We start from the raw sequence: 19,683 nt of genomic DNA, 5'->3' as shown, positions 1-19,683 counted from the left end.
ATATGGGACAAGTTCTATTTGTTGTTTGGCGAGAAAGTTTTGAGGCATTGCTCGTTATCGGTATTATCTATGCATGGATAAAACGCCATCCTGACGCCCGTAATGGGATGAAATACCTCTGGGCTGGCGTTACTCTAGGTATCATTACCTCTATCTTGCTCGCCTTACTGATCTATGGCGTGTTTAATGTGCTTGATGATACTGGCCAATCATTATTCATGATTTTTATGGAATTACTCGCCTGTATACTCATCGTCCAAATGGTGTATTGGATGAATAAGCATGGCAGTTCCATGAAGTCCGAAATAGAATCAGGGATTAATCGTAATGCTGCACGCCATAACTGGTGGGGTGCTGCACTGATTATTGCCATAGCTATCGCCCGAGAAGGAAGTGAAATCGTCGTGTTCCTCTCCAGCTTTATCATGTCGCTAACAGCGGCCAATGCATCTGAGTTTTTTGTCGAAGTTGGTGGAGGGATCGCCATCGCAGGCTTAACACTGTATCTATTTCTCCTTACTAATCGCCTTATTTCATGGGCAATTTTCTTTAGAGTGACGGGGGTAGTACTGCTATTTTTAGCCTTATCTTTACTGCTTAAGGGTGTCGAAGAAAGCGCGAATTTATTCATTGAGTATGACTATTCAATACCTGAATTTTTAATCTACCCAGCATGGGATACCACAGCATTGCTTGATGATTCAGGTATTGTTGGGAACTTTATTTCGTCGTTCTTCGCCTATCGTTCGCAACCTATTTGGTTAAGTGTGATCACCTTTGTCCTTTATTGGTTGATCGTCATTCCATTATTTGCACGGAGCAAAAAACATGCACAGCTTGCTAAGGCATAACACAAGATGGATTTTTTTTAGCTTAATACTTGCTATTACCATACCTTCTTCGGTTCAAGGTAAAGCGCTGCGCTCCCCTGTGCAAACAGGGGACAATATTATTATCGCTAAAGGGGATATTCCAACCCCTGAAAAATACCAAAGTAGTATTCAAACCTACCTCACATTCGTGACCGCCGAACTCGCCGAAATGGTCACTCAATTAGAAACACTGAAACAAAGTTTGCAAAAAGGGGACTTAATCAAAGCGCAAGGCGCTTATATTGCCGCCCATCAGCATTACGAAACAGTACGTCCAATTATTGTATTATTCGGTAATACCGATAGGACGATAAATCCTCGCGCTGACTATTTTCTCGATAAAGAAAAAGATTATCGTTTTACTGGCTTTCACTTGGTTGAATATCAGTTATTTGAGCAAAAATCTGTCCAACAAGCTCTTGTGGCTACCGAAGAGTTATTACTGAAAGGACGCGATTTACATAAACGGGTGATGACAGAAACCATTGAAATACCGAAATTAGTTCAAGCCTCTGCTGACTTTGTGGAAATGATCATCGAAACAAAGCTAGATGGTAAAGAAAATATCTACAGTTTATCCGACTTAGCTGATATTGCGGCTAATCTTAAGGGTTCTCAAGAAATTATTGACGTCATTAGCCCTTTTATTGAGCCAAAAACATTAGATCAGATAAAAGAAAATGACCAAAAAATAAGTAAAGTAGTACAAACGTATCAAGTACCAAATGGTATGTACCAACCTTACAGCCAATTACAACCAAAAGATAAAATGGCCCTCTATTCCTTATTAACTCAACAAGCCGAGATCTTAGCAACACTGAGAGCCCAGCTCGATGTTGATGTTTACTATAAATATTAAGGCATAAATTTATGCAAGCTAAACTTAGAAGCCAGCTACCCACCAATGGGTTATCTCGTCGTTCCGCATTAAAAGCAATCGCAATTGGTAGTGCCATTTTCGCGGCCCCTGCATTAAACGCAAAAAACCAAATTGCAAACTGCCAATTAAATTATGACAAATCGATAAATTACCTTGGTCTGCACCAAGCCGGAGTTTTAACACCCGAGCAAAAAAATGCCTCTTTTATTGCGTTCAATATCACCACTCGCCAATTAGCTGAACTACAGGCTGTTTTCTCGCTACTCTCCCAGCGAATCGCTTACCTCACTCAACCACAGCAAGCACCATTAACGACAAACGATAAAATGCCACCAGCTGAATCGGGTATTCTTGGCACGCATCTACAACCTGATTCTTTAACGATCACCGTAGCGCTGGGGAATAGCCTGTTTGATTCACGCTTTGGGTTGGATAAAATCAAACCCAAACAACTCGTTGAAATGACAAGTTTTCCGAACGATCGGCTAGAAGAAAAGTGGTGTGGTGGCGATATCATGCTGCAAATCTGTGCAAATAGCCAAGAAAGTGTCATTTATGCACTAAGAGATATTTTACGCCATATTTCACCTTATAGTTTTCCATTGTGGAAAATGGATGGTTTCTTGCCAGCTCGTGACATCGATAACCATAGTACGCCTATTAACTTATTTGGTTTCAAAGATGGTACAGGAAATGCCTCCGCTGATGATGCAGCGCTCATGGATGAATTAATTTGGGTGACACAAGGCAGTAAAGAGCCTGCATGGTGTGATGGTGGAACATACCAAGCCGTACGTTTGATCCGTTTTAACCTTGAATTTTGGGATAGAACACCATTGGAAGATCAAGAAAATGATTTTGGTCGACACAAAACGACTGGAGCGCCAATGGGGATGAAACAAGAGCATGATGATCCGGCCTTTGATAAAGACCCTCACGGGGATCGCGTATTGTTTGACTCTCACATGCGACGGGCTGAACCTCGCAACCCTAAACGCCATACCGCTAAACTAAGACGCCGAAGCTACAGTTATTCTTTAGGCCTTACGGATGCAGGTGCCCTTGATATGGGGCTGATTTTTGTTTCTTATCAAGGCAATTTGAAAACAGGCTTTATTGACACACAAAAACGGCTCAATGGCGAACCACTTGAACGTTATATTAAGCCATTTGGTGGCGGATATTATTTTGTCTTACCGGGAATGCAATCCCCACAAGATAGCCTAGCTAAACCAATGTTTGATGCGTTAAAACAAGCAAGTTAACCCACAAAAATGCCCTTAAGTCTTATTGATACCTTAAGGGCATTGCAATCGATGATGTCACGTTCGCTTGCAGATTAAACTTAATACAAATCAATATTTTAGGTTAACTCACCCGCAAAACACCATCCTTAACGCGCTATAGCTGGCTATTTTTTGCGTTCCTTCACATCCGCTTCAACTTCCTGTTTCCAATCTTTTGATATTGGCGCTGCATTTTGCTTCGCTTCGACGGCTTTATTTACAGCGCGATAAGCTTTATCGTACCCTTCGCCATCTTGTACATATCCTGTTGCATTAGAACTTTTAATACCGATATTTTCCGCTTCAGAAATCGCATCAATATTGGCACCTAAGAAAATAAAGTCCCATTTATCCTCTGCTTCTGCCGACTTAATCATAGTTTTAATTTTAGAGGCAGAATATTTATGACTACTATTTTCCTGACCATCCGTAATGATCACGAAAAGAACATTATTATTTTTCGTGATTTTTCTATTTTCACGCATTTTTTCGATGCCTTCGCCAATAGCATCAAATAATGCAGTATATCCACCAACTGGGTAATCATTTAATGTTAAATTAGAAACTTTGCTTATCGGTTCACGATTATGTAATAAGCTTGTTTTGTCGTTAAACAAAATAGTGGTGATATAGGTCTGTGTTTTTTTATCTTTATTTTCAGCAAGCACACTATTGTAGCCACCTATAGTGTCAGATTCAAAGCCCGACATTGAACCACTTTTATCTAAAATAAAAACTAAATCTAACACTTCAGGGGTTGTATTTGATTCAATAACCGTTTTACTGATTGATATTGAAGAAAATAGTAATAAAAATGCTGCTGATAGGAAGGTAAAAATGGACTGTTTAGATAAGTTCATAGCCGAGTTCCTTGGTGAAGTTAATATAAGTATCGCCATGACCAATATTCCGTGTAACGGCATTGCTTCACATAAGATTACTCTGTTTACTAAATAAGCATATTCCGAATTAAAAACATACAGCACCAATTACCTTAAATACGCAAATTAAAGGTATTAAAAGTAAAAGGCAATGCATAAGCTTAATGAGTCGATTTTATCCATATACCATTCCCTATAAGCATATTAACTTCCTGAATAAAATCGTTATATTTTACATTTTCCTCAACCGTATTATGTGTCGCCATCGCGGCATGTTCTTCAACTAGTTCTATGGTTGCTTGATGAAACTCTTTATTTAATTTTTTATGGATATCAACATCATCAGTATTTTTAAGTTTTTCAATAAGCTTAATAAGCTGCTGCGCCTTTAGTTGTACCGTTTTATCATTAAATTCTACTTTCGGTACTTCATAATTAAAGGTCATATTAATGGAGTTAAGATCTCCATCATCAAACGTGATTGGCATTAAATTTTGATCATATTCATTCGCCATATACTTAACCAATTCAAGTTGATCGAAGCATTTCGATTTGATATTCCCATCCAACTTATCATCATGAAGTGTAATGGAGTCAGGAAAAACTTCTCCGATAGGGTAGCTGCACCTAAATAAATTGGTATCAATAACCGTCGCATTAGCACTGCGAATAGGTAAATTTAGCTGATATCCATTAATGGTAATCGGATAACTTGTAGGTTTAAATCGATCCGCTTTCCCATCCACGGCATAAACTTCAGATAAGGTATAGTAGACAAAATGGTTTGGGTTAAGGATCCCCCCGGAGTTATTTTCAAAAACCATAAACTCAGTTATGTCACCTTTATCATTTTCTAAATGATGTACACCGCTGGAAAGCATGATGACGCCATGATCATTGGGTAAAATTTCATAAGATTTCCCATCAACCTTGAATCGAATATTGTTGGTGCTTGGGTTACTGTAGTAAAATTTCCCCTTACTTCCAATGCTATCAAATCCATCACAAGCTGAAAGCAGTAACAAAGAAACCATCAAGCAGCCAAATGTCAGTAACGTTTTCATTGAGCATTCCCAATAGATAGGGCATTATAAAATATATTTAAAATCAATGAGTTAAATTTTAAATATACACTAATATGCATTTTATATAATTGTATATTCTAAATCTAAATGGATATAAATAACTTTACGATAAGTGCTTTAATCCAAGTAGGCTATTTTCCATCCGTTTTTGTGATAATCACTATATTTAAAACATGATATGTTATCAAAACAAAAATATTTATTTTCATGTTATATATTCAAATGAAATAAATACTTATCGGCAGAAATATTAATGGCTTTTAGAAAAGAGATTGGACGCCTGTTTTCGATAAAAATTTCACTGCTGCCCATGATAATAAAGCGAATTATTAGGGGAAAAGTTGTCCGTTAAGACCGCTTTTTAAAGGGGATAAAATATGGCTATTCGTTAGCTTTTTTTCCTTTCAATGCCGTTAAAAGTATCTGAAAAACAGACTCAATCATTGGTGTCGCAACCGCGTTATGACGAATTAGAGCAACTGTACGAGCAAGTTCCGGCTGCTGAAGTTGCAGTACTTTTAATTCGGGATCACATAAATGGCTGGTATACAGTTGTGGTAAAATCGCAATGGCTAATTTTGAGCGAACTAATCCATACAGTGTTTCAATATAATCCACTTGATAGCGTGGGTTTAATTTCAGTCGGTGACTTTCAATCGTTGCTGTCACTAATCGCTGAATATTCCCTTTTGAAAAAATAGCGATATCTCGTCCGTTGAGTAATTTCCAAGGTAAATGGAACTGATGATTTGCTAATATATCACCACAATGAATAACGGCGACAAAGGGGTCATCTTGTAATGGAAAGATCTGCAAATTTTGCGGAACAAAACTATCAATAACACCGATCCCAAAATCGATTTCATGATTAATTAATTTATTAACCAGAGAGTCATTGGTCTGGTCATAAAATTCAATGTTTAGCCTCGGAAAATGTTGGCTTAATAACTCAGGCACAGCCGGAAATAGTAACGAACTCACTGAAGGCACAAGACCAATTCGCAACGTACCATCGCCACCTTCTTCGATAATTTTTTGAATTTCGCTAAATGCACGGTGTGAAACACTCAATATCTGCTGAGCATGAGGCAAAATAGCAGTGCCTAATTCCGTTAAAGAGACAGATGAAGCGGTTCGATTGATCAGTTTCCCCCCTAAAACAGACTCAATCTGCCGTATTGCGCTGCTTAAGGCAGGCTGGCTGACCGCTAAACGATTTGCCGTTTCCGTAAAATGACGTAATTTTGCCAGAGTGACAAAATACTGAAGTTGTTTAAGCGTTAGTGCTGGCAAGCGTTGCCAAGGTTCAGTCATAGTGATCTATTATTAAATTGATTAAATATCCCTGAAGTATTTATCCCATTATAACCTGTTCTTATGATCTGATAAATTTTATCATCTTGGCAAACGTTTGCGTTGCTCATAAAGTAGCTATCATAAATTGTAGGGATGGTATTTTTATGTGCAAAACAGAACAAAGTCGACGTCACGTCATTCAAGCTGCAAAAGGTGATGCCCCTTTTGACCTTTTACTGGTCAATGCCAATATCATTGATATGGTCACAGGTGAAGTTCGTCCTGCGGATATTGGTATTACTGGTAATCTAATTGCCAGTGTTCACCCAAGCGGCACACGCACAGATGCAAAAGAAACTCATGACTTATCCGGTTATTTTGTCTCTCCAGGTCTGATTGATACCCACGTCCATTTAGAAAGCTCACATTTGCCCCCTGTGCGTTATGCAGAAATAGTCTTAACACAAGGGACGACAACCGTCTTTTGGGATCCCCATGAACTTGCCAATGTATTAGGGCTAGAAGGAGTCCGATATGCGATTGATGCCAGTCGAAATCTCCCCCTTGATGTGATGGTTGCAGCGCCATCTTCAGTCCCTTCTACACCCGGTCTAGAAATGTCAGGGGCTGATTTTGAAGGCAAAGAAATGGCGACAATGCTTAGCTGGCCTGAAGTCCATGGTGTTGCTGAAGTGATGGATATGTTTGGTGTGCTTCATGGCAGTGAACGTATGGAAGACATTTTAGACGCGGGATTGCGCTCAGGAAAATTGATTGAAGGACATGCCAGAGGCTTAAGCGGTGCTGATTTACAGGCGTACCTTGCCGCAGGTGTCACATCCGATCATGAACTTACCTCCGCGGAAGATGCACTAGAAAAACTACGCGCGGGACTCACCCTCGAAATTCGGGGCTCACACCCTTACCTATTACCCGAAATTGTTACTGCATTAAAATCGCTGCCCCATTTATCCTCGCAAATTACCGTATGCACTGATGATGTTCCACCCGATATACTACTGGAAAAAGGCGGTATTATTGCGCTGCTTAATTTATTGATTGAACACGGGATGCCAGCAACTGATGCGCTGCGTTTTGCAACATTTAACGGTGCCATCCGTCTACAACGCAATGACTTAGGATTAATAGCTGCGGGTCGCCAAGCCAACTTCGTCATTTTTGATTCATTAACAACATTAAAAGCTCAATCTGTGTATGTCGCAGGCAAGAAAATAGCCGAAAATGGCAAGCTTCTCGTCTCCATCCCCTCAGCGAGTCATATTTTACCGCCTCGCGAGACAATGCGCCTTTCCCCTGTGACAGTTGAGGATTGCCAACTCAAAATTGACGGAATAAACAACGGTACAGCACGACTACGTCATATTCAGGGAGCCCGTTTTACACAGTGGGGGGAAGTTGACGTAGAGATTCAAAATGGTGTTGTGCAACTTCCTGATAATTTTAGCCTAATTCGTGTCCAGCACCGCCACGCACGCCATGATGCTATACCCCAAATAGCGCTGCTAGCGGGTTGGGGAGAGTTACGTGGCGCTATTGCAACCAGCTACTCACACGACTCCCATAACCTTGTCGTCTTAGGTCGTGACCCGCAAGATATGGCCATGGCATGTAACTTGTTAATCGAAAGTGGCGGCGGGATGGCGTTAGTACAAGATGGCAAAGTGTTAGCCCACGTTGCGATGCCAATTGCAGGAATGCTCTCTGACTTACCAGCCCCTGAGCTTGCTGCTCAGTTTCGACAACTCCGTGATTTAAGTAGTGAAATTGCCGACTGGGAACCACCATATCGCGTATTTAAAGCCATTGAAGGCACTTGCCTTGCTTGTAATGCAGGGCCTCATTTAACCGATTTAGGGCTCACCGATGGCACAACACGCAAGATCGTTGATGCTGTTATTCATCGTCATGAACACGCGTAAAATAGTTAAAATTATAAAAGGAGAGCCAACTCATGGCTGACAATTCAATCAATAAGCCAATACCAGGGAATTGGCTTGAAAAACGTTTTGCCTTACGTGAACGCGGCAGTTCAGTCAAAACAGAGTGTTTGGCAGGGATCACCGGTTTTTTGGCAGCGGCTTATCTTCTTGTAGTGATCCCCGGTCTACTGGCTGCGGGGGGAATGGATAAAGGTGCTGCGACAACTGGCACTATCATTGTGTTTGTATTAGCAAGTTTATTAATGGCCTTTTATGCCAACTTACCTTTTATTGTTGGTCCAGGGATCGGCGGCTCAGTCTTAGTCGGTATCACTCTGGCAGGGAGTGAAGGTATTGCTTGGCAAATCGGTTTAGGGATCGCATGCTGGTCAGGCATTTTATTTTTCTTACTCACTAAATTTGGCTTACGTGAGGTCGTCACGCGTTCCGTACCACAGTCCATAAAACTTGGGCTTACCGCATCAATTGGTCTGTTTGTCGCGGTGCTAGGCTTTCGAAATGCCGGGTTAGTCCTCGCTAATCCGAAAACTAATGCACTCATGTTAGGGGATTTTTTATCCCCCGGCGCGCTTGTTGCACTCGCGGGCTTTTTTGTCGCTATTGCCTTGCAAGCACGTAAAATTCCAGGGGGGATCTTATGGGCCATTTTATTTGCCACAATTTTAGGGATTCCTTTTGGTGTGACTAAGTTACCAGAAAGCTTTATTGGTACCCCTCACTCTGTTGCCCCAGTATTAGCTCAAGTCGATTTAATTGGTGCTTTAAACATTGCCTTTTTACCATTCCTGTTTGTCTTTTTTGCCGCAGAATTCTTTTCAACGATGGGCACAACATTAGCCGTAGGTGGGGAGGCGGGGTTATTAGATGAAGAAGGCAATATGCCCAATATCAATCGCCCGTTTATTGTTGATTCTATTGCTGCGGCATTGGGCCCATGGGTGGGGATCCCGGCCGCAACTGCATTGATTGAATCCTCCGCTGCCGCAGAAGCGGGCGGTAAAACGGGGATGACAGCTCTCGCTGCCGCCTTAATGTTCTTATTGATGCTGCTATTTACGCCAATCGCCTTAATGATCCCCGCACAAGCCACTGCACCAGCATTAATTTTAATTGGTCTCAATATGTTCAGTGGATTACGTAAAGTTGATTTGGGGAATTTTACTGACGGTTTGCCTGTGCTAATGATGGTAATGATCACGTTAATCGCCAATAGCTTCGGTACCGGGATTGCCGGTGGACTGCTGTTTTATATTTTAATTAAAGCCGTTGCAGGCAAGTGGCGAGAAATTCCAATAAGTTTGTGGATCCTTGCCGTTCCGTTAGTGTATTACTTTTCAACCCTCGTTAAGCACTAATTCTTTATTGTAAAAAAGCCGATTTTTTATCGGCTTTTGAGGTTGTTGACAAAGTGGGATAAAAGCGTGGTTTTTCCCACTTTGTGTTATCAGGCGAAAATCAATATATTGATTTTCCTTGTTTATTTTCAAAACCTATCCAACCTGCCGCCAAGCATGTTATGTTTGTCAGCAGTCTGAAAAGCCGATTTTTTATCGGCTTTTTCTATTTTATTGAATTAATCTAAAACGGCATGCGCCTCAATTTCAATTAACCATTCAGGCAATGAAAGCCCCGTCACAATAATCCAAGAGGACGCTGGCGGTGTATCACCAAACTTTTCTTTTAATGCCTTGGCAATATCTCGTTGCTCTTCATAGCTATTCGCGCCATCTTTGATATAAATACGTAAAACGGCAACATGAGATAAATCCCCACCCGCTTCACGTAGTACATGTTCTATATTCACCAGTGACTGAACCGTTTGCTCATAAATTCCCCCCCGCCACCGTTTCTTCATCTTCATTGACCCCCACTTGACCTGACAAAAACAGTTGGCGAGTTCCTGTGGTTTCTATTGCTTGGCTAAAGCCATACTGCAAAGAATTGAAAACAGATGCAGGGTTAATTAATTTTTTCCCCATTTTTTATTCCCTCGTGAATAAAACAGTGGTGCAGTATAATTAATTTATTTTTTAATTCCTTAAATAACGGGAAAACATCGCGTTAATAACGCTAAAAAGCACTAAAACAAGTATCAATTGGAACCAATTAAGGATAAATATTTACACATCCCGCTAAATAACTCACACACTGGCGGATACCCTCGTTTTGCGCTTCCCAATCAACGGGAACCCCGGTTAAATAGTCATTTTTTGCCATCATAATTATCGGCGATAACGCCGCTGGCATCTGTTCTATCGCCCAATTAGCGGCGTTATCCTTTGATGTAAATAACCCCGTCGCCATGGTGTACCACATCCGCGTTAGTGTGAGTAAAACATTGCGTTCATCCCCCTTCACAGATAACACTAAGTTAGGGAGGGCATCTAATAGGGCTCGCCGTATTTCATGTTGGGCAATCATGGGTAGGCAGAACCTTTTTTTGTGCCATAAACTCACCGCTTCTTGTGCCGCTTGGGCTAACATCAGTGTGAATTCAGGATCTTGAGTTTGCCCTTCAAATATTCCTCGTTCATACTCTGTACGTAACCACTCTCCGTACATTAATTCGCATTTTGCGGGGTATGAAAGCGTGTTTAAGTCATTGGTTAAAAACACAGCCACTTCAAGGGGGCGACGCCCTTCTGGATCTGTTGGGTATAAACCAGAAATTACCATTAACTCTCGCACAAGTTGTTCACGAGACGCTTCTGTCATCGGGTTATCAACAACCACAAGTAAATCAATATCACTCGTTGGTCGTAATCCACCAGAAACAGAAGAACCGTGCAGATAAACCGCAATTAATGAATCAGAAAAATGTTTTTGCAAAATAGCTAAAGCCTGTTTCGCTTGGAGAGGAACTGTCATCAATATCGCATCCAGCCTTATTGAGATGATAATTTATCAATTCTTTCTGTTTTATGAATAAACCGCAGGTTAAAAAATAGCGCCAAATTAGGCGCTATTTAACAATTATAAACACAATTAAATCAGAGATGGAATTGAAGGTAAAATAGGCACTTCAATTACCGTTGGTCCATTGCGTTTAAATGCCTCTTCACACGCTTTTTTAACCTCTTCTACAGTCTGTGCTCTTAGGGCGGTACAACCATATCCTTTACCTAACGCCACAATATCTAAATTTGGAATATCAAGCCCCGGTACCCCCGGTGTTTCTTCCAATACCGCAAAGGATTTTAAAATGGCATATTCATTGTTTTTCGGAATAATAAATACAATAGGTAAATTCAGTTGCGCCGCACTCCATAAGCCTTGAATAGAATACTGCATAGAGCCATCACCAATAATTGCCATTACTGGACGATGACGTCCACTGTCTCTTTCTGCCAAGGCAATCCCCACACTTGCAGGCAAATTCCAACCTAATGAACCACTTGCAAAAGTATAGAATGAGTCTGGAGATTCAATCGGCCATTCACGGTGAAGTTCCCCGAGATTGGAAGGGGATTCTTCCACCAAAACAGTTTCTTTCGGTGAAACTTCCCTTAAAGCGCGAAATAATTGTGTTGCACTCAAAATTGAACTGTTGCTGCTGTGTGCCGGCGCAGCGGGGTGCGGAGCCATTCCATGGGGCTGTTTTACCACATTTTTTGCGGCTGCGCGTGGCGCAACTAAGTTGATTAACCCTTCAAGTGCGAGCACGGCATCACTCAGTAGACTATCGCCAACCGGGGCTCTACCCACTTCAAGAGGATCATCGGTAATATGTAATAACCTTAACCCCTCCGGAATATAACGGCCTGCAACATAAGGATAATAGCGAAATACAGGCGCGCCAATAACAATGGCTAAGTCGTGTCCTTCAAGCTTTTCAGCTAATGGCTGGGTCGCAAAAGGTAAGCCCCCTGCGTATAAAGGATGGGTTTCGGGGAATGGCGGACGTTCAGAAGCCGGCGCAGCCCACACCGGAGCATTGAGTTTCTCAGCAAGTTTGATACCAATATCCCACCCCTCTCCTCTTGCAATGGCGGAACCATAAATAAGAACGGGATCCTTCGCATTAGATAGCGCAGTGGCAAACTCTTGCAATCGAATAGGATCATAACCAATACGCTGTGGTACTGAACGCACAACCACTTCTTCAGTCAGTGCGGGTTTATCCCAGTCATCCAAAGGGATCGATAAAAATACTGGCCCCGCCGGAGGTTGTAGCGCCATAGCATAAGCACGCATAAACGCGGCGGGAACATCTTCCGCCCGCACTGGCTGGTAACTCCATTTGACCCAAGGTTTAGGTAGCGTTTCCGGTTCAATATTGGTTAACCAAGGCTCCATTAATAGCATTTCACGTGTTTGGTTTCCCGCCGTAATAATGAGTGGCGTCCGATTCATATATGCCGTCAAAATATTACTCATGGCATTACTTAAACCCGCCGAGGTATGCACATTTACCATTGCAACTTTACGCATTCCTTGGGCATAACCATCAGCGGCAGCGACCGCAGAAGCTTCTTGTAAGGTTTGGATATAACGAAAATCACGCGGAAAATCTTTTAAGAATGTTTCTTCTGTTGAACCGGGATTCCCAAAAATGGTTGTAATATCCAGCTTACGTAATAAATCAAAGGTGACTTGGCGGATCGTTTTTTGCATTTAAAACACTCCAGAAAACACGATTAAAATTATTTAATAAAACGAAATTTTGAATTGAATACATTCTTTTAGATTTACATATCACAGCATCATTAAACAATAAAAAATACCAGAGAACCCATTGCTATTAGGTCATCATAGCAAACAATCGGCTAACCATATATTTGTATAAAATTGACTTTTATGTATTTTAAAAATGGCAATAAAGACAATAAGCGTATTAAAACAACCCATTAAATAACTAACCAAATTCGATAGCTGTAATAAGATAGTAAAAAAATCCAAATCTAAACTCGAAACAAAATTATCAAATAGAGTTGGGTGATTATATTTGTACTTATTCCATTTAAAAATAATCATCCATAATTTATTATCAATAAAAGACCCCTGCATCAGGCTTTAACACTCACACCGAGCATCAAGGAGCTGAGAACTTTGGCGGTAAATATTTATTCGAATTAACGCTATTTTAGTCAAGGGGAAAATTTACCGTTTAATGGACTCGTCAAGCGCCTCTTAACGCAGCATCACATGGCTTTAATTCGAATAAAAATTGACCATTAAAGATAAACAGCCCCTAGACAAAATATCTACAAGCCATCCAAAATAGATTATTTACCTCATTTTTCACTTCAATCTGCGCGTTTTCTTTTATGTTGTACATCACATTTCTTATAATTACTTGCCGTCGTAGCCTTGCCCCCCCTGAGTTGAAAAAAAAGCCAGCTTGCTTCTTAAAAAATCATCTCAAAATCGACCACCGCCATGCAAACCTACTGTTTAAGCAGCCTCTTGCTGTGTTTAGTCAACAAATTGATACATAAAATTTTATCACCTTTCTTTCAGTATCCCCTTTAGGGTTAACTAAAGGTTATAGATACCCAATCAAAACTCATTGTTAAATAAAGGTTGCACAAAGTAGCTTAATTTATCACTAATGTTAAATAACAATAGTAAAAGCTCTAGGGGCTGTTTATCTTTGCTGCTGATTTTTACAGCTAAAAAAGGTCAAACAACAATCCTAAAATGGCTTTAATTCGAATGAAAATTGACCATCAAAGATAAACAGCCCCTCGTAAACTGATTTGAGGTAATACAATGACTTTAGATGCCAGCTACACATTATTAGTCGCTTGTTTAGCGCTATTGATAGGGATGTTCGTTGTTAAATACTCCCCCTTTTTACAAAAAAACCATATTCCCGAAGCTGTTGTTGGCGGTTTTATTGTGGCGATTATTTTATTGATTGTCGATAAAACCGCAGGCTATACCTTTACCTTTGATGCATCATTACAAAGTATTCTGATGATCGCCTTCTTCTCATCCATTGGGCTAAGCTCGGATTTTTCGCGCTTAATAAAAGGTGGCAAGCCGCTAGTATTATTAACTATCGCGGTAACTATTTTAATTGCGATTCAAAATACCGTTGGCATGGGGATGGCTATCATGCTTAATGAAAGCCCCTTTATTGGTTTAATTGCAGGCTCAATTACGTTAACGGGCGGTCACGGGAACGCGGGAGCTTGGGGGCCATTATTAGCCGATAAATACGGTGTAACCGGTGCGGTTGAATTAGCCATGGCATGTGCCACATTAGGTTTAGTGTTAGGGGGATTAATTGGTGGACCAGTAGCACGTCATTTATTGAAAAAAGTCACGATCCCATCTTCCACTGAATTAGAAAAAGAAACTATCGTTGAAGCATTTGAACAACCGAGTGTTAAGCGCAAAATCAATGCTAATAATGTTATTGAAACCATTTCAATGTTGATTATCTGTATTGTCGTTGGTGGCTATATTAGCGCATTGTTCAAAGATACTGTGTTACAATTACCCACCTTTGTTTGGTGTTTATTTGTCGGAATTATCATCCGTAACGTCTTAACCCACCTCTTTAAACATGAAGTGTTTGAACCGACTGTAGATGTTCTTGGTAGTGTGGCGTTGTCATTATTCTTAGCGATGGCGTTAATGTCGTTAAAGTTCGGTCAACTCGCCAGTATGGCGGGCCCTGTTTTACTGATTATTGCGGTGCAAACGGTCGTGATGGTGCTCTTCGCCTGTTTCGTCACGTTTCGGATGATGGGCAAGGATTATGATGCTGTGGTTATCAGTGCGGGGCATTGTGGTTTTGGTATGGGGGCAACGCCAACGGCGATTGCCAATATGCAAACCGTCACAAAAGCATTTAGCCCTTCCCATAAAGCTTTCTTAGTAGTGCCAATGGTTGGTGCATTTATCGTAGATATCTCAAATAGCATCTTAATTAAAATATTCATCGAGATAGGCACTTATTTCACCTAATTATACAATGCCAGCCTATAACGAAATCATATAGGCTGGCATGGTCCTTTCTAGTGAATGCATCCCTTCATTTAAAAATGTCTTTTTTCGTATCTCATCACAAAGTGACGACCTCATCGGATTAAATAGGATTAATTCGGTAGAATACCTTGATAAACAAAAATGGCAGGTTTTCATAGAATGAAATTACGACATCTTGATATCTTTTACGCAGTCATGACTTGTGGTTCTTTAACTCGGGCAGCAGAAGTTCTTCATATTTCACAGCCTGCTGCCAGCAAAGCATTAAAACATGCCGAACAGCAACTTGGACTGGTTTTATTTCAACGAATTAGAGGGAAATTAATTCCAACAGATGAAGCCAATTTATTGTTTGAAGAGGCAAAAGAAGTTTATCAAAATTTAGATAAGCTCAGAATTTTAGCACAAAATTTATCCCGTAATCCGCAAGGTAAATTAGCGATCGGTTGCTTACCAAGCTTAGGGCTAAACCTTGTGCCTGAAGTCACCGCCCTATTTATAAAAAAACACCCCAATATCAAGCTGACAATTGGCACACACCATACAACCGATATTCTGCAATTATTAACGCAACAAGATTTGGATATTGGTATCGGCTTTAATCTTGACATCGAAGGTGGTATTACTGTACTGCCAATTGCCGATATTCCTCTAGTTTATGTTGATAGTAAGCCGCCACTGTATACGCCCGTTTCCTTAGTCGATATCGACCAAGAACGCTGGATCCACCCAGGTTCTGATTCGTTATCGCAACTGTTGCAAAAACGCCATCAATTCGCTGAGTCAAATATCAGTGTACACACTTACCATATGGCCGCCGAATTTGTCCAAGCAGGCTTGGGTTGCAGTATTACAGATATTTTCTCCGCAGAACACACCCTTCCTGAATCGATGATTTATCCCTTAAAAGAAGGGTTGCGATTAGCTGTTTCTGTTTTCCATCGCGCGGATAGACCATTAACAAAAGCAGCACAAAATTATGTCAATACGTTGGCATTAACCCTCGAAAAAAGAAATAAAGTCGTTAACCAAAAGTTATACTCTGGTAATGAAAACTCAATTGTTTAGTTAACCCATTCGCCGTTAAATATTCATTCCTACGTTATTATAGGTTGCGAAATATTATGGCTAAACATGTGGTGATAATTGGAGCGGGTGTGATTGGGTTAAGCACCGCATACGCGTTAATTAAAGCAGGTCAAACCGTCACATTACTTGAATCTGATTCAGATGTCGGTATGCAAACCAGTTTCGCAAACGGTGGGCAACTAAGCTACCGTTATGTTTCACCACTTGCCGATGCGGGTGTTCCGTTACAAGGGCTGCGTTGGATGGGAAAAAACGATTCCCCATTGAATTTAAAAATTACCCCTTCAATTCAGCAATGGTCTTGGTTAGCGCAATTTACCCTCGCTTGTAACCGCAAAACCAATAAAATCAATGGCGCTCATCTGCTGCGTTTATCGCTATTAAGCCAAAAAATAATGAATATATGGCGTCAAAATGGCGATATCGCTGATTTTGCTTGGGAAAAGTCAGGTAAATTGGTCATCCACCGGGATAAAAAAAGCTTTCAAAAAGCTTGTGAGACCGTTGATAGCCAGTTTCAACAGATTTTAACACCCTCGGAAATCATTGCCTTAGAGCCCGCCTTAAAACATATTCAGTCCCAACTTGTTGGGGCGATTTATGCCCCCGATGACGAAAGCGCAGACTGCTATTTGTTTTGCAAAAATCTGCTGCAATATTTGCACACGCAGCCACAATTTACCCTCTGCTTGCAACACAATGTTCAGTCCTTTATTCAACACAATAATCGCATTACTGAAATAGTCACTCACCAGGGAAATATTCAAGCTGATGAAGTTATTGTATGTGCCGGGAATGGCAGCCGAAACTTACTAAAACCATTGGGAATTAATGTCCCTCTTTTAGGTTTAAAAGGGTATAGTCTCAGTGTTGAATACCCACAAGCTGAACATTGTGTCCCGAAAATTAATGTCACCGATTATGGTAATAAAATTGTTTATGCCAAATTAAATGATCAGCTACGCATTGCGGCAATGGTTGATATTGGCTATGACAGTTTAGGCTTACGGGATAACCGCATAAATGCCTTAAAAGATATTGTAAAAAAAACATTCCCACATTTACCTAACGTGGATGATGCGCCAGCTTGGTATGGATTGCGACCGTCAACACCAAAAGGTCCACCTTTACTTGGAAAAACGGCATATAAAAACCTTTGGCTAAATATTGGTCATGGTAGTTTGGGATTCACTTTGGCGGCCGGTAGCGCAGAAATATTAAGCCAGTTGATTATAACGCAAACATCCCCTATTTCTCTAACAGGATTAACGAGGTAAGCATGTCCATTAAACGTAATAACCCAAAACCACGCTTGGCTGACAGTGTTGAATTTAATGGCCTGGTGTATTTATCAGGCCAAATACCTAATGACTTAACGGGCGATATCACACAGCAAACGCAAGAGGTTCTTGATAAAATTGATACATTGCTCGCGGCAAGCCAAAGCGATAAAACCTGCATTTTATCCGCCCAAGTTTGGATTAAAAATATGGCGCGCGATTTTGCGGCATTTAACGCAGTGTGGGAAAACTGGATGCCTGTTGAACATAGCCCTGCACGTGCGGCAGTTGAAGCCAATATGGCGCGGGAGCAAGTTCTAGTCGAAATTATGGTTATTGCCGCTCAACGATAATATCGGCTATTCCTAGACAGGGCTAGGGGCTGTTTATTTTTGATGGTCAATTTCTATTCGAATTACAGCCATTTTAGGATTGTTTTTTGACCTTTTTAGCGGTAAAAATCAACAGCCCCTAGAATATTTACCGCCCTGTTTAGACTTATCACCGACTAATTCACTACGGTTAAATGGCCATTTTCTTGCTGCTTATTTTGACTTTTCACACCGTTTTTATACGCAACAATATCAGCCATAATGGCTAATGCAATTTCAGGCGGGGTTTTACTGCCAATAGGGATCCCTATAGGTGCATGAATACGCTCTATCTCCGCCAGCGACATGCCTCCCGATTCTGCTAACCGTTCACGCCGACGTGCGCTTGTTCGACTAGATCCCATAGCACCAATATAAAATGCAGGTGTATTCACAGCCTCCATGAGTGTCAGGTCATCAATACGGGGATCATGGGTTAAAGAGACAATGGCGGTGTTTGGTGTGCAGTTTTGGGATTCTAAATAGCGTGCAGGAAATAATTTAACCACCTCAAATTGGCTAGAAAGTTGCCCAGAAAAACGCGCTAATTCATCCTCTCTATGTTCACAAATAATGACCTCAAACCCCAATGTTGCGGCGAAATTCGCACAGTAAATTCCCACATTCGAGATCCCCGCAATAATTAACCGGGGCGGTGCTGCAATATAAAATTGAATATCATCACCCACTCGCTCTATTTGAGTCGGGGTTTGTTGATTTTTAACCGTGCTAATTTCACCACGAAATGGCAAAGTGATTTTTTTATTAATTGCAGTATACCCCAATAGTGCTTGATGTATTTCAGTTAGATAATCGGTACTTTCGACACTATTAGGTAGATATTCGATTAAAACATCCAAACTTCCATCACAAGGTAAATTCACCTTTGCATCTAATCCACCGCGACCGTAACGAATAATTTGGCTACTCTTAAGGTATTCCCCATGTTGTATTCGCTGAATAAAATCTTCTTCAATACAACCGCCAGATAAAGACCCAACATACTGACCATCTGCTTTGGCAACAAGCAAAGACCCAGGACTACGAGGAGAAGAACCATAGGTACTCAATACCGTACACAACCAAATGGGTTGTTCTTTTATCCAAGAAAGGGCTTGAGAGATAACAAAAACATCTTCACGCAGCATACATGCTCCTATTCATTATCAATTATTGGATAATCAATATCTTTAATAACACTTTGATCATTTATCGCTAACTCATAAACAAAATGGTGACTTAATATTGATTTTGCCCCTTCATCCCCGGTTAATTGAATTAAGTCTAAATAATATTTGGCAGAAATTCCCACAGGGTGACCTGGCTGTCTATTATAGACTGGTCTCACTAATGAATGTTGTTTTAATTTATCCGCAATTGCTATAAATAACTCGCTATTTATGTAAGGCATATCTGCCAAATGAATTAGCCAACCATCTAAATAAGATGTGTTTTTAACCCCCATTGCAATAGATTCACCTAATCCATTACTATCCAACAATGAGAATGGTATATTAAATTGTAAGCAAGTATGAATCACTCCCAGATTATCTGTGCGCGTCACCACATGAACAGAAAGCCCGCTTCCTATTGAATTTAAGAGTGTTTTTTCAAAAACAGTTCGCTCATCTAATCGTAAATTTAATTTACTGCCTTTTCCGCCCGCCTTTTGGAATCGCTGACTGTGACCTGCGGCTAATATTAATATGCCAATATTCATAATGTTAATTATTCATCAATATA

The 19,683-nt window shown here is 40.7% G+C and carries 18 protein-coding genes; 9 read left to right on the top strand and 9 right to left on the bottom strand.

Annotation, left to right across the window (positions count from 1 at the left end; genetic code table 11):
- The first annotated feature begins 2 nt into the window (after positions 1–2).
- From AB6N04_RS01660 to efeB, 3 genes are read left to right on the top strand one after another with little or no spacing between them, the layout of a single operon-like run.
- Positions 3–851, top strand: coding sequence for an FTR1 family protein (locus AB6N04_RS01660; protein ID WP_369310192.1), 849 nt, complete (start codon positions 3–5; stop codon positions 849–851).
- On the top strand, positions 829–1,731 hold the full coding sequence (locus AB6N04_RS01655) for an EfeM/EfeO family lipoprotein (RefSeq protein ID WP_369310191.1): 903 nt from the start codon (positions 829–831) through the stop codon (positions 1,729–1,731). Before AB6N04_RS01660 ends, AB6N04_RS01655 begins: the two co-directional genes overlap by 23 nt.
- An 11-nt stretch (positions 1,732–1,742) precedes the next feature.
- Positions 1,743–3,017 carry an iron uptake transporter deferrochelatase/peroxidase subunit gene (gene efeB, locus AB6N04_RS01650; RefSeq protein WP_369310190.1) on the top strand — a complete coding sequence of 425 codons (1,275 nt, stop codon included), beginning with the start codon at positions 1,743–1,745 and terminating at the stop codon, positions 3,015–3,017.
- A 146-nt stretch (positions 3,018–3,163) separates the two neighbouring features.
- Here efeB and AB6N04_RS01645 read toward each other — a convergent pair whose 3' ends face one another.
- The 3 genes from AB6N04_RS01645 to AB6N04_RS01635 all read right to left on the bottom strand — a co-directional run bounded on the left by AB6N04_RS01645 (position 3,164) and on the right by AB6N04_RS01635 (position 6,318).
- Positions 3,164–3,898: a VWA domain-containing protein gene (locus AB6N04_RS01645; RefSeq protein WP_369310189.1), complete on the bottom strand. Its 735-nt coding sequence runs from the start codon at positions 3,896–3,898 to the stop codon at positions 3,164–3,166.
- Positions 3,899–4,080: 182 nt separating this feature from the next.
- Positions 4,081–4,983 carry a hypothetical protein gene (locus AB6N04_RS01640; RefSeq protein WP_369310188.1) on the bottom strand — a complete coding sequence of 301 codons (903 nt, stop codon included), beginning with the start codon at positions 4,981–4,983 and terminating at the stop codon, positions 4,081–4,083.
- A gap of 402 nt (positions 4,984–5,385) precedes the next feature.
- The gene (locus AB6N04_RS01635) at positions 5,386–6,318 is read right to left on the bottom strand and encodes a LysR family transcriptional regulator (protein WP_369310187.1); all 933 of its coding nucleotides are present in this window, start codon (positions 6,316–6,318) and stop codon (positions 5,386–5,388) included.
- Between the two features lie 146 nt (positions 6,319–6,464).
- Between AB6N04_RS01635 and AB6N04_RS01630 the strand changes: the two genes are divergently transcribed.
- Positions 6,465–8,240, top strand: coding sequence for an adenine deaminase (locus AB6N04_RS01630; RefSeq protein WP_369310186.1), 1,776 nt, complete (start codon positions 6,465–6,467; stop codon positions 8,238–8,240).
- Between the two features lie 32 nt (positions 8,241–8,272).
- Entirely contained in the window at positions 8,273–9,616 is a 1,344-nt protein-coding gene (locus AB6N04_RS01625) for an NCS2 family permease (RefSeq protein WP_369310185.1), read from the top strand.
- Positions 9,617–9,834: 218 nt separating this feature from the next.
- On the opposite strand, the gene AB6N04_RS01620 is transcribed toward AB6N04_RS01625, so the two are convergent.
- The 4 genes from AB6N04_RS01620 to mdlC form a co-directional block, all read right to left on the bottom strand.
- A complete protein-coding gene (locus AB6N04_RS01620; RefSeq protein WP_369310184.1) occupies positions 9,835–10,116 on the bottom strand; it encodes a Rid family hydrolase in 282 nt (93 codons plus the stop codon).
- Positions 10,085–10,240: a hypothetical protein gene (locus AB6N04_RS01615; protein WP_369310183.1), complete on the bottom strand. Its 156-nt coding sequence runs from the start codon at positions 10,238–10,240 to the stop codon at positions 10,085–10,087. The genes AB6N04_RS01620 and AB6N04_RS01615 overlap by 32 nt, the downstream gene beginning before the upstream one ends.
- 127 nt (positions 10,241–10,367) lie before the next feature.
- On the bottom strand, positions 10,368–11,129 hold the full coding sequence (locus AB6N04_RS01610) for an aminoglycoside adenylyltransferase family protein (RefSeq protein WP_369310182.1): 762 nt from the start codon (positions 11,127–11,129) through the stop codon (positions 10,368–10,370).
- A gap of 117 nt (positions 11,130–11,246) precedes the next feature.
- On the bottom strand, positions 11,247–12,875 hold the full coding sequence (gene mdlC, locus AB6N04_RS01605) for a benzoylformate decarboxylase (protein WP_369310181.1): 1,629 nt from the start codon (positions 12,873–12,875) through the stop codon (positions 11,247–11,249).
- A gap of 1,098 nt (positions 12,876–13,973) precedes the next feature.
- Here mdlC and gltS point away from each other — a divergent pair.
- The 4 genes from gltS (at position 13,974) to AB6N04_RS01585 (ending at position 17,922) form a co-directional block, all read left to right on the top strand.
- A complete protein-coding gene (gltS, locus tag AB6N04_RS01600; protein ID WP_369310180.1) occupies positions 13,974–15,179 on the top strand; it encodes a sodium/glutamate symporter in 1,206 nt (401 codons plus the stop codon).
- 180 nt (positions 15,180–15,359) lie between these two features.
- Entirely contained in the window at positions 15,360–16,268 is a 909-nt protein-coding gene (locus AB6N04_RS01595) for a LysR family transcriptional regulator (protein WP_369310179.1), read from the top strand.
- A gap of 56 nt (positions 16,269–16,324) precedes the next feature.
- Positions 16,325–17,566: a D-amino acid dehydrogenase gene (locus AB6N04_RS01590; RefSeq protein ID WP_369310178.1), complete on the top strand. Its 1,242-nt coding sequence runs from the start codon at positions 16,325–16,327 to the stop codon at positions 17,564–17,566.
- 2 nt (positions 17,567–17,568) lie between these two features.
- Positions 17,569–17,922: a RidA family protein gene (locus tag AB6N04_RS01585; RefSeq protein ID WP_369310177.1), complete on the top strand. Its 354-nt coding sequence runs from the start codon at positions 17,569–17,571 to the stop codon at positions 17,920–17,922.
- Positions 17,923–18,077: 155 nt separating this feature from the next.
- On the opposite strand, the gene AB6N04_RS01580 is transcribed toward AB6N04_RS01585, so the two are convergent.
- On the bottom strand, positions 18,078–19,088 hold the full coding sequence (locus AB6N04_RS01580) for an XdhC family protein (protein WP_369310176.1): 1,011 nt from the start codon (positions 19,086–19,088) through the stop codon (positions 18,078–18,080).
- Between the two features lie 8 nt (positions 19,089–19,096).
- The gene (locus AB6N04_RS01575; RefSeq protein ID WP_369310175.1) at positions 19,097–19,660 is read right to left on the bottom strand and encodes an NTP transferase domain-containing protein; all 564 of its coding nucleotides are present in this window, start codon (positions 19,658–19,660) and stop codon (positions 19,097–19,099) included.
- Positions 19,661–19,683 lie beyond the last annotated feature (23 nt).

Origin of the sequence: Providencia rettgeri, assembly GCF_041075285.1 — a bacterium.
Taxonomy (GTDB): domain Bacteria; phylum Pseudomonadota; class Gammaproteobacteria; order Enterobacterales; family Enterobacteriaceae; genus Providencia; species Providencia rettgeri_G.
The sequence above is the reverse complement of the archived record's forward strand: the minus strand, read 5'-3'. Positions and strand labels throughout refer to the sequence as shown.